Genomic DNA, 13,362 nt, shown 5'->3' with positions numbered 1-13,362 from the left:
CATGACCGCTGATGGGGTGGCGTGCCCGCCGAACAAGGCGTGAGCACTGGATCCATTAGGCCGCGTGCCGTGTCTTCCGCTGGCTGCACGACCGGCAAGTACACGATGGGGAGGACGAGTTGCTACTGATCGGCGACGACTGGGCCGAGGACCACCACGACATCGAGGTCCAGGACCCGACCGGCCGGAAGCTGGCCGCCGCCCGGCTGCCCGAGGGCGTGGAGGGCATCGCCAAACTGCACGAGGTCGTGGCCAGGCACGCCGGCGAGGACCCCGACCCCGCCGACGTGATCGTCGGGATCGAGACGGACCGCGGCACCTGGGTGCAGGCCCTGATCGCCGCCGGCTACCAGGTCTACGCGATCAACCCCCGGCAGGTCGCCCGCTTCAAGGAGCGATACGCCACCTCCGGTGCCAAGAGCGACAAGGGCGATGCCCACGCGCTCGCCGACATGGTCCGCATCGACCGCGACCAGCTGCGGCCCATTGCCGGCGACAGCGACCGGGCCCAGGCCGTCAAGGTCGTCACCCGCGCCCACCAGACCCTGGTCTGGGAACGCACCCGCACCTTCCAGCGGCTGCGCAGCACGCTACGCGAGTACTTCCCCGGCGCGCTGACCGCATACGCGTCCCTGGAGCTGACCAGCGCCGACGCGCTGGAACTGCTGATCAAGGCACCCACGCCGCAGAGGGCGGCGAAGCTGACCCGCACCCAGATCGCCGCCGTCCTGGCCCGGGCCCGGCGCCGCGACCGGGACCAGAAGGCCGGCGCGATCCAGGCCGCACTGCGCGAGACATACCTGGAGCTGCCCGAGCCGGTCACGGCCGCCTACGCGGCCGCCACCACCGCCCACGCCCGTCTCCTGCTCGCCCTCAACGAGCAGATAGCCGCGATGGAAGAGCAGGTGAGGGCACATTTTCTCGCGCACCCGGACGCTGAGATCTACCTGTCGATGCCCGGCATCGGCGAGATCACCGGCGCCCGGGTGCTCGCCGAGTTCGGGGACGACCCCACCCGCTACAGCTCAGCCAAGGCCCGCAAGAACTACGCCGGGACCAGCCCAGTCACCCGGGCCTCCGGCAAGAGCCACAGCGTCCAGGCCCGCTACGTGCGCAACAACCGGCTCGCCGACGCCCTCCAACGCCAGGCGTTCTCCGCCCTGCGCGCCTCACCCGGTGCCCGCCGCTACTACGACAAGCAACGAGCCCGCGAAGCCGGCTACAACCCCGCCCTCCGCCAGCTCGGCAACCGGCTCGTCGGCATCCTCCACGGATGCCTCAAGACCCGCACCCACTACGACGAAGCGACCGCTTGGTCCCACCACGCAGACCTCCATGCCGCTTGACCTCAAACGTCATGGGGTGTCTGACCCGAACCGCGCTCGGCGCCCAGAGCGCGCCCATCCCGCGCCCACCCACACCCACCCCGTCCGGCCAGGGCCGCCGAAGCACGCACCGGTGAGCCCCTTCGCCACTACGGTGGTCACCCATGGCCCACACCGCGCACACCGCGACCGAGATGACCGCGGAGCTCGTCCGGGAGCTGCTCCGCGACCAGCATCCCGACCTGGCCGACCGCCCCATCAGGCTCGGCGCACGCGGCTGGGACAACCAGCTGTGGCGGCTCGGCGACGACCTCGCCGTCCGCCTGCCCTGGGCGACGGATTCCGCGGACGGGCTGCTGCGCAAGGAACACGCGTGGCTGCCCTCCCTCGCCCCGCAGCTGCCCCTGCCGGTCCCCGTCCCGCAGCGCCTCGGGGAGCCCTCCGAGCGGTTCCCGCGGCCCTGGATCGTCACCACGTGGGTCCCCGGCGCGCCCGGCGACCGCGCCCCCGCCACGCGGGCCACCCACGCGGCCGACCGCCTGGCCGGGTTCCTGACCGCCCTTCACCGGCCCGCCCCCGACGGCGCGCCCGTCGGCCGCGACCGCGGGGGGCCGCTGGCCGAGCACGCGGAGGGGTTCGCCAGGATGCTCGCCTCGGCCGACGAGATGGGGCTGATCCCCGACCCGGACGCCGTCCGCGCCGTCTGGGAGGACGCCGTCGCCGCGCCCGGCTGGGCGGGCCCGGCGCTGTGGCTGCACGCCGACCTCCACCCGGCGAACGTCCTCACCGCGGACGGCACCCTCTGCGGCGTGATCGACTTCGGCGACCTGTGCGCAGGCGATCCGGCCTACGACCTCGCCGCCGCCTGGATCCTCCTGCCGGACGGTGCCGTCGACCGCTTCCACGACACCTACCGGTCCCGGGTCGCCTCCCGCTCCCGTGCCGCCGACCGGCCGGCTCCGGACGCCGCGACCCTGCGCCGCGCCCGCGGATGCGCGGTGCTGCGCGCCCTCGTCGGGATCCTCATCGGAGAGGCCGGTGTCCGCGGTCGCCCCGGAGGCAAACCCACCTGGGGCCCACCCGGCCACGCCGCCCTGCGACGCCTCACCGCGACGGCCGGGCACTGACGAAGCCTGCCGGTCGCCGCCCCGCCCCACCCACGGCCGAGCGCCCGGCGCTCTGTCGGTGCCGGCGAGTAGCTTGCGAGCGCAACGTGGGCATTCGTCGTGAGGGAGGAACCGTGGGGGCCAAGACCGGGCTGCTCGTGTACGCCGACGGGGAGGCGCCGGGCCTGCTGAAGCGGGTCGGTGCGCCGGACCGGGAGCGGACGGCCGCGATGATGCGGCGCCTGTACCCGGGCTGGGCGATCGACGCGGCCGCCCCGTCGAACCTCGGGCGCGGGGTCCATCCCCCGAACGGCCTTGCCCACGCGGGGAGTTGGCCGGGGGTGGAGCTGGTCTGCGACCAACGGTTCATGATCGACTTTCCGTCCCGCCTCCCGGACGAACTGGTGGCGGCGAGCGCGGGCCGGCGGATGGTCCTGCACGCCATGCACAGCGTCGTCGACTGGCTGGCCTTCGGCGTGTGGGAGGACGGGCACCTCGTCCGCGCGCTGAGCCTGTCCCCGGACAGCGGGATCATCGAGGACATCGGCGAGCCGCTCCCCTTCGAGACGCCCTACTGGGCCGGGGAGCGCCCGGCCGACATCGTCCCGTGGCCGGACGAGGAAGAGGAGCCGTACCCGCTGCCCTTCCACCCGCTGGACATGGGCGAGGACGCGCTGCGCGCGCTCTGCGGCTTCGTCGTCGAGGGCTGCCCGGAGCCGGGCGACCTGGCCGCGGAGACCGTCGCCCTGCACGGCTACCTCGTCCGGGACCCCAACGCCCCCGACCCCGCCGAGCGGGACGCCGCCCTCAAAGCGGCCATCGCGGCCATGCCCCCGCCGCGCGTCCACCGGCTCGGCCCGGACGGCACGTTGATCAGAGACGACTCCTAGGGAAGGAGGCGACATATCCTCTCGTGATGGTGCAAAGTGCAGCGAAAGACGTGGATGGCTACCTGGCCGAGGTGCCCGATGACCGTAGAGACGCGCTGGCCGAGTTGCGACAGCTGTGCCGGCAGGAGCTGAAGGGCTTCACGGAGCTCATGGCCTACGGAATGCCGGCATATGAGCGGGACGGTGTCGCCGAGATCGCCTTCGCCAGCCAGAAGCAGTACATCTCCTTCTATCTGATGCGCAGTGATGTGCGCGAGGCGTTCGCCGAACGGCTGGCGGGGCAGGACATGGGCAAGGGGTGTCTGCGGTTCCGCAGGCCGCAAGCGATCGACTTCGGTCTGGTGCAGGACCTCTTGCGAGCAACTGCGGCACGGCCGGGCACAGTCTGCTGACGCCGGTCCTGATACGCCCTGTATCAGTCAGCCGATGACCATGGACGTGCCGAGGATCGCCGACAGTTTCCGCAGCTTGGCGGTGGTCGCGCTGCCCGCGCTCGCCTTCTGCGCGATCACCCCCGGCAGGGCCTGGTTCCGGGCCCACCCCGGCGCGGCCGAGCAGACGTCCAACAGCGTGTCCAGGGCGGTGTCCGACTGCCGTGTCTCCGCCTGTGCGAGGGCGACGTCCAGCAGCATCCGATTGCGTGCCGACGGCGTGAGGCCGGACGGGTCACCGATCGACCCGAACAGGCCGAGGGCCTTGCCGGGGCGTCCCGTGGACACCGTGATGCCGATCGCCTGTGCGGTGACCGTAGCGGGCCCGAACGCCGTGCCGTTCACCGTGACGTCCCGGCCCATCCGGGCGGCGACGGCGTGCCCTTGGGAGAGCAGGTCGTCCGCCCGGGCGACGTCGCCCTGCCGGGCCGCGACGACGGCCGCGAAGGTCACGTGCCATCCGTAGGTGGCGAGCAGCCCGAGATCGCGGTCCCCGTACCGGGGCTCGATCGCTTCGTAGGACATCCGAGCCGTCTGCGCGGCCTGGTCGAGGCGGGCATCCCGCAGGTAGATCCACGACCGGCCCGAGGCGACCATGGCCGAGCGGACGGTGTCCCCGGCCTGGTCGGCCTGGTGCTGGGCGTGCCCGATCCCCGCGTACGCGAGGTCCCGGGCGCCGAACTGGTTGGCCACGTACGCGGCGAGCCGGTAGGCGTCCGCGAGGAGGCCGGCGGCCGTGCCCTGCCGGTCGGCGGGCACGGCCCGCAGGGTAGCGGCGGCTTCGCGCAGGGCCGGGGCGATGCGCACGCCCGCGCCGACGAAGTCACCGGTGCGGTAGGTCTCCCACGCGGCGGTGAGCCCGGCGGCGAGCTCGGCCGGGGCCGGGGGCTGCACGTCCAAGCCGACGCCGGCGGCGGTGTCGTGGACGGCGCGGGACAGCTCGCGCATCATCGCCCGGTCGGCGCCGTGCATCGCCCGGCGGGGCGCCTGCTGGCCGAGGATCACCGACACGTCGGTGTTCAGCGCGGCCGAGATCCGCAGCAGGGTCTGCAGGCTCCCACCGAGATCGCGTTCCGCCTTTCGGATGGTCGCCACGGACAGGCCCGAGGCCTCGGCGAGCTGTTCCTGAGTCACGTCCGGACCGCGCAGAAGTTTGATGCGCTCGCCCGTGGTGTAGTCACCCCACTGCGTCATCCTGATCCCCTTCCGGGTGCATGGCCGTACCCGGAAGGTACCCGCCCCCGTGAGCGGGGCGACATGGGCGGGTTGGGCCGTGGTAGACGGTGGAACCGGCGGTCCTCGTCGGCGCGTGGAGGTGATCTCTCCGGTCTCCCGGACGGTGCGACGGTGACCGTGCCCGGTGGGCTGCGGTTGAATCGGCGCATGACCGTATACGACGTGACCAGCCGACTTCCGGAGATCTCAGCCGTTCGGGACCGGGCGCAGGCCATGGCGGTGCTGGACGTGATCATGTGCGACGAGCCGTCGCTGCGCTACTACGCGTTCGACCCGGCCTGGTCCGGGTCGGAGATGCTGGCGTCGATGCAGGACGGCTCGGGGAACGACTACTCGGTGGTGTTCTCGGCGGCCGGCGCGTTCGCCCGCGGCTTCGACCACGAGTCGCCGATGACACCCTGGGCCGAGGATCCGCTCCGGCTGTGGCCCGGGTTGGTGGATTCGGTGCCCGAGGCGTTCCAGCCGCTCCTGACCGAGCCGTCCTTCTGCGAGTCGGACGGGACCCTGCGGGCGACGGTGTGCTTCTGGCGCGAGTCCTCGGATGCCGAATGGCGGAGTGGGGCCGTGGACCTCCCGGACGGGAACGACGGCGACGTGGACGGCGCGAGCTGGATCTTCGACGTGCTGGTGGCCGGGACGGCCGCGGCCTATCGGGAGTTCGCCGAGGAGTACTACGAGAAGGCGCCCGACCTGACGGCGATCCAGCACGTCCTCGATCACCAGCCGCTCACCGACGCCGTCGTCGCCCTGCTGAATCCCGACCGCCAACTCGCCGACCTCCACGACGAGGTTGCCCAAACCGGGTACGGCCGCGAGCTGATCGTCGGCTGAGCCCGGCGCGTGCCGGGGGCACGGGGCCGCTCTCGCGGCCCCGTCCGGCCTTCGCGGGTTCAGGGCGCCGGGGGTTCGGCCGGGAGCGGCGCGTCCTCCGGGCCGTCCGTGCCGGCGCCGTCCGTGCCGGGGCTGTCCGCAGGGGCGCTGTCCGCAGTGGCGCGGTCCGCGACGGGGGCGGGCCGGGTGCCCTCCTCGGCCTTGCGGCAGCTGCTGCAGGTGGCCCAGGGGAGGCGGGGGTGCGGTTCGCCGAGGTCGGTGGACCGGTGCGGGGCGAGGGTCATGTCGGAGGTGTCCAGGCCGCACAGCGTGAGCGGGTCGCAGACGCCCGAGGCCGCTGCCCGGGCGGTGTGCGCGCGGCGTACGGGATTCTCGGGGTCGGCCGGTGTGTGGTCGGCACCGAGCAGCCGGACGTTGGTCGGGGTGTCGGCTTCGAGCACGATGATGGTGTCCATCCCCTCAACCTCGCCGCAGGGCCGGTGTGCTGCACGCGCACGGTGGCATCCGGATCAGTCGGACGGGCCCGCAGTCGCGCGTCCCGCCCGGCGGAGCGGCTGCTCGGAGCGCCCGCTCGGTGCCCCGGCGGTACACCCGCGGCACACCGGCGAGGTCTCACCCCGGCTGGGCCAGTCCGCCGAGGCCCAGTGCGGTCGTACGGGCCGCACGCAGGGCCGCCCGGGCACGGGCCACTCCGACGAGGGTGGTCGCCCCGCTGCCGCCGACGGCGGGCGTGGGTGCGCCGAGCCCGGCGCAGGGGCGGCAGATGCCGGGCTTCGGTACCGGGTCGTGGCACTTGGCGCACTCGGCGTACCGGGCCGCTGCCGGGCGTGCGGGGGCTCGTTCGGGCGGCATCTTGTTTTCCAGGCGGTAGCGGATCACCCCTGCCGCCGAGTGCAGGGGGGCGGGGAGCCCGGGCAGGAGGGCCTGGGCGAGTTCGGTGTGGGTGGCGCCGCGCTCCAGCCACCGGGCGACCAGCGGGGCGAGCTTCCGGGCTTCGGCCTCGCCGAGGTGGAGACGGGGCTCGGGCCGGATCGCCCGGAAGAGTGCTGCGACCGCCTCCCGCGTTCGTTCGTCCGGGGGAGCGGGAGGGGGAGGGGGAGGGGGAGGGTCCTCGGCGGCCCGGTGTTCGACCTCCGGCCCGTCGCGTTCCGCGGCGGCCGGGAGGGAGGGTTCTTTGTCTCGGTTCTTTGGTAGGGCGTCAGCACCACCGGTGGTCGCCCCACCGGGCGCCGGAGGGGTGGTACCCGGTGCCGGGAGCTGAGGGGTGTCGTAGACGTGGTTCTCGGTGCGGAGGGTGCCGTCGGGCAGGCGGACCGTCACGACCCGGTAGTAGCCGGCCGCGATCAGCTCCTTCAGGGCCTTGCGGACGGCGCTTCGCCCCTGGGGGCTGGTGTCGGCCATCTGCCGACCGTCCTCCTGCCAGCCGTCGGGGCGGGAGAGGAGGTCCGCGAGCAGACCGCGGGCAGTGTAGGAGAGCCGTCGGTACTGCAGGACGTTGTTGGGAAGTACGGTGAAGTCACGTACGGGGACGCTACGATGAATACGCATCGGGAGTTCCTTGGCTTCCTTGTGCCGGACCCCGGGGTGTTGGTAGCGCCGCCGGGGTCAACCTGTTCTCCGTTGGTCTGCGAAACGTAACACGGTACGCCGGATCGAGATCCAATCGGTCGTCAAAAGACATCGCTGGCATGCGAGTTGACGATGAACGGTCCGTTGTCGACTGGGAAGCGACAGTTGTGGCAACTGTTGTGATCGCCGCAGGGCCCGGCCGGAGCGGTGTGGGTCACCGTGGCCGGGGCGGGCGCTCGGCGAGCTCTGCGCGGAGCGCGTCACGGTTGTAGGTGAAGCGCCTCAGGTCGGTCGTGAACGCCTCGGGGTTCGCGGCCGCCAGGGCCTGCTGGATGCGCACCGCCTCCTCGGTCGCGTCCAGCCCCTTGCGGAGGAAGCCGAGCTGCGCCCATCGGATGCCCAGGTTCGCGAGCGCCCGGGCCAGGGCCGGCTGGTACGCCGCCGGGTGCTCGCCGACCAGGACGAGGTAGATCTCCACGGCCTTCCGCGAGGTGTCGAGGGCGGCCTCCGGCCGGTTCACCGCGGCCAGCCGGTTGCCCAGGTTGTTCAACGCGATGGCGAAGCTGTCCCGGTCGACGGCGCGGCCGGTCGCGGCCCGGCGGTCGAGGATCAGCACGGCCTCCTCGGTGGCGGTCAGGGCCTCCTCCGGCCGGGCGGCGGCGGCGAGCCGGTTGCCGAGGTTGGACAGCGCGGCGGCGAGGAACTCCTCGTGCAACGCCGGGTTGGCCGCGACCAGTTCGCGCCACTGGCGGACGGCCTCCTCGGCGGTCGTCAGCGCCTCGTCGTCGCGGCCGGCCGCCCGCTGGTAGACGCCGAGTGCGGTCAGCGCGCGGGCGAGTGCGGGCCGGAAGGCGTCGGGGTTCGCCCTGGCCAGCCGGCGCCGGATGCCCACGGCGGTGGCGGCGACCCCGAGCGCCTCCGTGCCGCGCCCCATGCCCCACAGGTGGTTGGCCACGGTGACCAGCGATGTCGCGAACTCGGGGTCGAAGCGGTCCGGGCTGTCGGCGGCGAGGGCCCGGTAGACGGCGAGTGCGGTCCGGCCGGCGTCGACGGCGTCGGCCCGGTGCCCCGACTCGAACAGCGCGATCCCGGCGTTGACCAGCGCACGGGCGTAGGCGGGCCGGTAACCGTCGGGGTCCGCGTCGGACAGGTCGCGGCACAGGTCCACCGCCTGCCGGGCCGCCTCCAGGGCCTCGTCGAGGCGTCCCGTCGCCAGCCGGTGGTGGACCAGGTTGCTCAGCGGGCGGGACAGGTCGGCCTGCGGAGCACCGGGACGGCGGGCCGCGGGGTGCTCGGCCGCATGACGGCGGGCCAGGAGGACGGCCTCCTCGGTGGCCTCCAGCGCCTCGGCGGCCTGCCCCAGCACCGACCGGCACACGCCGAGGTTGGCCAACGCATTGGACAGGTCGGGTAGGTACTGCACGGGATCCTCCTCGGCCGGGCCGCGCAGGCACGCGACCGCCTGCACGCTGTTCTCCAGCGCCTGGCGGTGGAGACCGGCGTGCGACTGGCGCGTGGCCAGACGGGTGTGGAGGAGCGCCCGGTCGTTCGGGTCCCGGGTGCGGCGCAGCAGGTGCTCGGTCAGGCGGCCGATCACGGCCGCGATGCCGGGGTCGAGGTCGGTGTGCCGGTCGGGCGGCAGGTGCGGCTCGACGGCTTCGAGGACGGGGACGACGTCGGGCAGCCCGGCGAGGACGGTCAGCGCGGCGCTCCCGGCGTCGACCGCCAGCCGCGGGTCCGCCAGCAGCAGCGGGTAGAGGTGCTGCGGGCCGAGATGCTCCCAGTGCTGGGCGGCCGACAGCAGGAAGGTGACCGCGCGGGGCGTCCAGGGCGCGGGGGCGCGCTCGGGCCCGTGCCGGGTGAGCAGCGACGAGGTGTCGGGCACCGCCCACGGCTGCGGCGGGTAGGCGAGGTGGTGGCCCGGCACGGTCAGGGCGAGGAAGTCCTCGGCGAGGCGGTCGGGGTAGAGGGGCTCCAGGACCTGGTCGGGGATCGGTGTGGTCGGTGCTGCTGTCGCAGTGGGTGCTGCGGGTCCGGTCGAGGCGTCGGCTGCGGCCGGCGGGTAGCAGGACGTGTGGTCGTTCAGGACGTCCGGAGGGTCCGGCAACCGGAGCCGGTCGAGGACCGCCGTACCGGCCGCGCGGGAGAGGGTGCCGGTGAGGACGGCGGCGTACACGGCCCGGTTCATGACCTCGGGCGGCGTGCGGAAGCCGTTCCCGTCCTGCCCGGCGTTGGCGCCGTCGCCGTACAGCCGCGCCCAGTGCAGCCGCTCGCGGTCCAGGAGGTACATGGTCAGGCCGGACCGGTCCGCCGGCGGGGCGGATCCGGTCGCACGGGCGTCGACGGCGACCAGGGCGGCCATGTGGACGGCCAGGGTCAGGCCGAACTCGGTGCCGTGCAACGCCAGGGGCGGCCGGACCGCGGCTGCGTCGGGCAGGCGGTAGACGGCCGCGAAGGCGTCCCGGGCGGCGGTGAACATCGCGCCGCGGCCCGCGCCGTCCGCGGGCAGGGCCGGGAGGGGCTGGACGGACACACCGGCCTGGTAGGTGTCCAGGATGCCGCGCAGCTGGGGCAGTTCGTCCATGGTGCGCCCCAGCATCAGCACCCGGGTGGGCACGCCGCTCTGGTGCAGCAGGGCGTTCTTCAGCAGCCAGGTCAGGTTGGTGGTGAGCCACCGGTCCGCGTAGTCGACGATCAACAGCACCCCGGTCGCCCCGGCGGGGCGCAGATCCTGGCTGCCGGGCGGGATCGGGTCGGCGTCGGGGCCGTGGAAGGCGACGACGACCTTCCAGCCCGCCTCGGCGGACTCCTCGGCGAACCGGGCCGCCAGGCGGCTCTTGCCCTGGCCGCCCGGACCGTACAGCCAGCGCACCCCCAACCGCGCGCCGTCGCCGTCGCGCCACTCCCGCAGCCGGGCGAGCTCGTCGTGGCGGCCGGTGAAGGGCACCACGGCGCGGCGGGCGTTGAGCATCCGGCTCGGGAGTTCGCGCAGCCACCCCGGGTCGGTGTCCACCGTGCGCTGCCAGGCGGCGAGCAGGTACAGCGGGAGCCCGTCGGCGCCGTGCACGTGGATGTCGGCGCCGATCGTGCCGTAGGCGAAGCCGCTGACGGCGATGACGTTCTGGACGTAGAGCGGCTGGGAGTCGCCGTCGGCGCCGCCCTCGGTGCGGTCGCCGCGGTCGGCGGCGCTCATGCGGCGCCCGCCCCGGCCGCTGCCGTGTCGGTGGTGCCGGTGACGCCGATCGGGGTGACCGGCGGCCCTGCCTCACGATGTGCCACCCCGGAGTCCCTTCTCCTGCTGCGCGGCACCTCTGCCGCGGTGCGCGACGGGACGTGACAGAACCCCAGCGCTCCGGCACCGGCCCCTGGAAGCGCTCTGCCCTCGGCCCCCGGACGGGAAACGGGGCCCGGCCGCACCGGGCCGTCCCCCGAACCGCCGGTCGTGCCGGATATCTGACGAACTGTCGGATATGGTCCTCCTGCCCCGAACCCGATACCGAGAGGCTCGTGCGTTGAAGGTGACCAAGATCGTCCCCGGTTCCCCGTGCTGGGCGCAGCTGAGCGCCCGCGACCTCCCCGCCGCTCAGACGTTCTACGGCGAACTGTTCGGCTGGAGCGCCGAGACCGACCCCGACCCGCAGTACGGCGGCTACACCACCTTCTCCCACGGCGGCGCGCCCGCCGCGGCCGTGGCGCCGCTGATGAACCCGCAGCAGCCGGTGATGTGGCTGGTGTCCTTCGCGACCGACGACGTCGACGGCACCTGCGGGACCGCCAAGGGCGCGGGCGCCCAGGTGTGGATGGGGCCGATGGAGATCGGCGACCTCGGCCGCTGGGCGCTGCTCAGCGACCCGACCGGCGCGCCGTTCGCCGTCTGGCAGGCCCGGAAGTTCGCCGGGTTCGGCGTGGTGAACGAGCCGAACGCCTTCGGCTGGGTCGACCTGTCGACCCGGGACAGGAACGCCGCGGTCGAGTTCTACAAGACCACCCTCGGCTGGCAGGTCTGGCCGGACGACGTCTACCCGATGGTCGGCCTGGCCGGTGAGATGTTCGGCGGCGTGATGGCGATGGACGCCTCCATCCCGGCGGAGGTCCCGTCCCACTGGGCCCCGTACTTCCAGGTCGCGGACGTGGACTCCGCCGCGGCGACCGCGACGCGCCTGGGGGCCGAGGTCCTGCACGGGCCCGTCGACGTGGAGATGGAGAACGGTCCCCGGATCGCCGTGGTCCGCGACCCGCAGGGCGCCACCTTCGGCGTCTTCGCACCCCGCACCACCGGCTGACCCGCCCGCCGGGCAACGCCCCGCCCCCCGCCGAAGGTCCCGTCCGCACGACGGCCGGGACCTTCCGCGCGTCCCGTCCCGCGCGGGGAATGAGGCGGGACGGAGCGGAGCCTCGGTGTCAGTCCTGTGCCGTGGGGCGGACGACGATCTCGCTGACGTCGACGCCCTCGGGCTGGTCGATGGCGTAGGCGATGGCGGCGGCGATGGCGGACGGCGGGATGGCGATCTCGTCGCGCCGGCGGAGGAGGGCGGCGGCGACGTCGGGAGCGGCGCCCTTGCCGACGCCCTCGGTGTCGGTGAAGCCGGGGGAGACGAGGGTGACGCGCAGGTCGGGCCCGGACTCCTGGCGCAGGCCCTCGGTGAGCACCTTCACCGCGGTCTTGGTCGCCGCGTAGACGCCCTGGGGGGACTTCACGGTGTAGGCCGCGGTGGAGCCGATGTTGACGAACTGGCCGGAGCGCTGCGCCCGGAAGACGGGCAGGGCGGCCGCGATCCCGTTGAGCAGGCCGGTGATGTGGGTGGCGACCATCGCGTCCCAGTCGTCCTGGCGCAGCTCGTCGAACGGGGACACCGCCATGGTGCCGGCGTTGGAGACCAGGACGTCGAGCCGGCCGAACCGGTCGAGCGCCGTGTCCGTCAGGCGCCGCAGGTCCTCGCGGCGGGTCACGTCGACGACGGCGCCGACGGCGCTGCCGCCCTGCGCGGTGATCTGCGCGACCACCGCGTCCAGTCGGTCCTCGCGTCGTGCCCCGAGGACGAGCCGGGCGCCCCTCCCGGCGAGGTGGAGGGCGGTCGCCGCCCCGATGCCGCTACTGGCGCCAGTGATCGCCACGACCTTGCCTTCGATTCCCGGCATGAGCAGCCTTTCCGGAGTTGGGCGGGCTGGCCTGAGGGTGCCCGAGGGTGGCCCGAGGTTGGCCCATGGTGAAAGTGGGGAGTTCTCCACTTGATCCCACGTTAAGTGGGGAACCCTCCCTTTGGCAATCGGCGGACAGGACGGGAAGGATCGACCGGCAGACAGGAAGGGACGACGACACGTGACCGACGGCAGCTCGCACCGCCCGCTGCGCGCCGACGCGCAGCGCAACCGGGACAAGATCCTCGCCGCCGCCGTGCGCGTCTACACCGAGGACGGGCTCGACGCCCGCATGGAACACATCGCGAAGGCGGCGGGCGTCGGCAGCGCGACCCTCTACCGCAACTTCCCCACCCGCGAGGCCCTGATCGAGGCGGTCTACCGCAACGAGCTGGCCCAGTTGTGCGACGCCGTCCCCGGACTGCTCGCAGCCGAGCCGCCGTACGAAGCGCTACGCGCCTGGACCCGGCTCTTCCTCGACTACGTCGCCGCCAAGGCCGGAATGGCCGACGCGCTGCGCGCCCTCGCCGCAGCCGGGAGCATCTCGCACGGCCACAGCCGGGACATGATCCGACAGGCCCTCGCCGCCCTGATGGACGCCTGCACGGCCGTCGGCGCGATCCGCACCGACATCGGCCCCGCCGACCTCGCGGCCGCCCTCGAAGGCATCGCCCTCACCTCGGCCGGGCCCGACCTGCGGGCACGCGCCGAACGCCTGCTGGACCTCACCCTGGACGGGCTGACGGTCCGTTCGTAAGCCTACGGGGTGGAGAGCGGCGGCGGGACGGCCACCGGGACGGACGGACCCGCGCCCTCCCCGGTGGGTGACCGGGGA

At 73.6% G+C, this 13,362-nt stretch carries 12 protein-coding genes; 7 read left to right on the top strand and 5 right to left on the bottom strand.

Annotation, left to right across the window (positions count from 1 at the left end; all coding sequences use genetic code 11):
* Nucleotides 1-119 precede the first annotated feature (119 nt).
* The 4 genes from ABT048_RS09165 (at nt 120) to ABT048_RS09150 (ending at nt 3,713) form a co-directional block, all read left to right on the top strand.
* Nucleotides 120-1,346 (top strand): IS110 family RNA-guided transposase, encoded by a 1,227-nt coding sequence (locus ABT048_RS09165; RefSeq protein ID WP_350520685.1) that lies wholly within the window; start codon nt 120-122, stop codon nt 1,344-1,346.
* 143 nt (nt 1,347-1,489) lie between these two features.
* The gene (locus tag ABT048_RS09160; RefSeq protein ID WP_350520684.1) at nt 1,490-2,452 is read left to right on the top strand and encodes an aminoglycoside phosphotransferase family protein; all 963 of its coding nucleotides are present in this window, start codon (nt 1,490-1,492) and stop codon (nt 2,450-2,452) included.
* A 113-nt stretch (nt 2,453-2,565) separates the two neighbouring features.
* Nucleotides 2,566-3,321, top strand: coding sequence for a DUF6928 family protein (locus ABT048_RS09155; RefSeq protein WP_350520683.1), 756 nt, complete (start codon nt 2,566-2,568; stop codon nt 3,319-3,321).
* A gap of 26 nt (nt 3,322-3,347) precedes the next feature.
* Nucleotides 3,348-3,713 carry an iron chaperone gene (locus tag ABT048_RS09150; protein ID WP_350520682.1) on the top strand — a complete coding sequence of 122 codons (366 nt, stop codon included), beginning with the start codon at nt 3,348-3,350 and terminating at the stop codon, nt 3,711-3,713.
* 27 nt (nt 3,714-3,740) lie between these two features.
* Here ABT048_RS09150 and ABT048_RS09145 read toward each other — a convergent pair whose 3' ends face one another.
* Nucleotides 3,741-4,946 carry a helix-turn-helix domain-containing protein gene (locus ABT048_RS09145; RefSeq protein ID WP_350520681.1) on the bottom strand — a complete coding sequence of 402 codons (1,206 nt, stop codon included), beginning with the start codon at nt 4,944-4,946 and terminating at the stop codon, nt 3,741-3,743.
* Nucleotides 4,947-5,135: 189 nt separating this feature from the next.
* On the opposite strand from ABT048_RS09145, the gene ABT048_RS09140 reads away from it, so the two are divergent.
* Nucleotides 5,136-5,819 (top strand): hypothetical protein, encoded by a 684-nt coding sequence (locus ABT048_RS09140; protein WP_350520680.1) that lies wholly within the window; start codon nt 5,136-5,138, stop codon nt 5,817-5,819.
* Between the two features lie 59 nt (nt 5,820-5,878).
* On the opposite strand, the gene ABT048_RS09135 is transcribed toward ABT048_RS09140, so the two are convergent.
* The 3 genes from ABT048_RS09135 to ABT048_RS09125 all read right to left on the bottom strand — a co-directional run bounded on the left by ABT048_RS09135 (nt 5,879) and on the right by ABT048_RS09125 (nt 10,581).
* Nucleotides 5,879-6,274 carry a hypothetical protein gene (locus tag ABT048_RS09135; protein ID WP_350520679.1) on the bottom strand — a complete coding sequence of 132 codons (396 nt, stop codon included), beginning with the start codon at nt 6,272-6,274 and terminating at the stop codon, nt 5,879-5,881.
* 157 nt (nt 6,275-6,431) lie between these two features.
* On the bottom strand, nt 6,432-7,367 hold the full coding sequence (locus tag ABT048_RS09130; RefSeq protein ID WP_350520678.1) for a hypothetical protein: 936 nt from the start codon (nt 7,365-7,367) through the stop codon (nt 6,432-6,434).
* Between the two features lie 235 nt (nt 7,368-7,602).
* Entirely contained in the window at nt 7,603-10,581 is a 2,979-nt protein-coding gene (locus tag ABT048_RS09125; protein WP_350520677.1) for a tetratricopeptide repeat protein, read from the bottom strand.
* 325 nt (nt 10,582-10,906) lie between these two features.
* Here ABT048_RS09125 and ABT048_RS09120 point away from each other — a divergent pair, with 325 nt between their 5' ends.
* Nucleotides 10,907-11,671, top strand: a complete 765-nt coding sequence (locus ABT048_RS09120) for a VOC family protein (RefSeq protein ID WP_350520833.1) — start codon at nt 10,907-10,909, stop codon at nt 11,669-11,671.
* A gap of 118 nt (nt 11,672-11,789) precedes the next feature.
* On the opposite strand, the gene ABT048_RS09115 is transcribed toward ABT048_RS09120, so the two are convergent.
* Nucleotides 11,790-12,527, bottom strand: coding sequence for an SDR family oxidoreductase (locus ABT048_RS09115; RefSeq protein WP_350520676.1), 738 nt, complete (start codon nt 12,525-12,527; stop codon nt 11,790-11,792).
* A 181-nt stretch (nt 12,528-12,708) separates the two neighbouring features.
* On the opposite strand from ABT048_RS09115, the gene ABT048_RS09110 reads away from it, so the two are divergent.
* Complete coding sequence (locus ABT048_RS09110; protein ID WP_350520675.1) at nt 12,709-13,284, top strand: TetR/AcrR family transcriptional regulator; 576 nt, start codon at nt 12,709-12,711, stop codon at nt 13,282-13,284.
* Nucleotides 13,285-13,362: the final 78 nt, after the last annotated feature.

This window comes from Kitasatospora sp. NPDC096140, from assembly GCF_040303045.1.
Classification (GTDB): Bacteria; Actinomycetota; Actinomycetes; order Streptomycetales; family Streptomycetaceae; genus Kitasatospora.
Note: the sequence above shows the minus strand (reverse complement) of the source record. Positions and strands in the feature narration are given on the sequence as shown.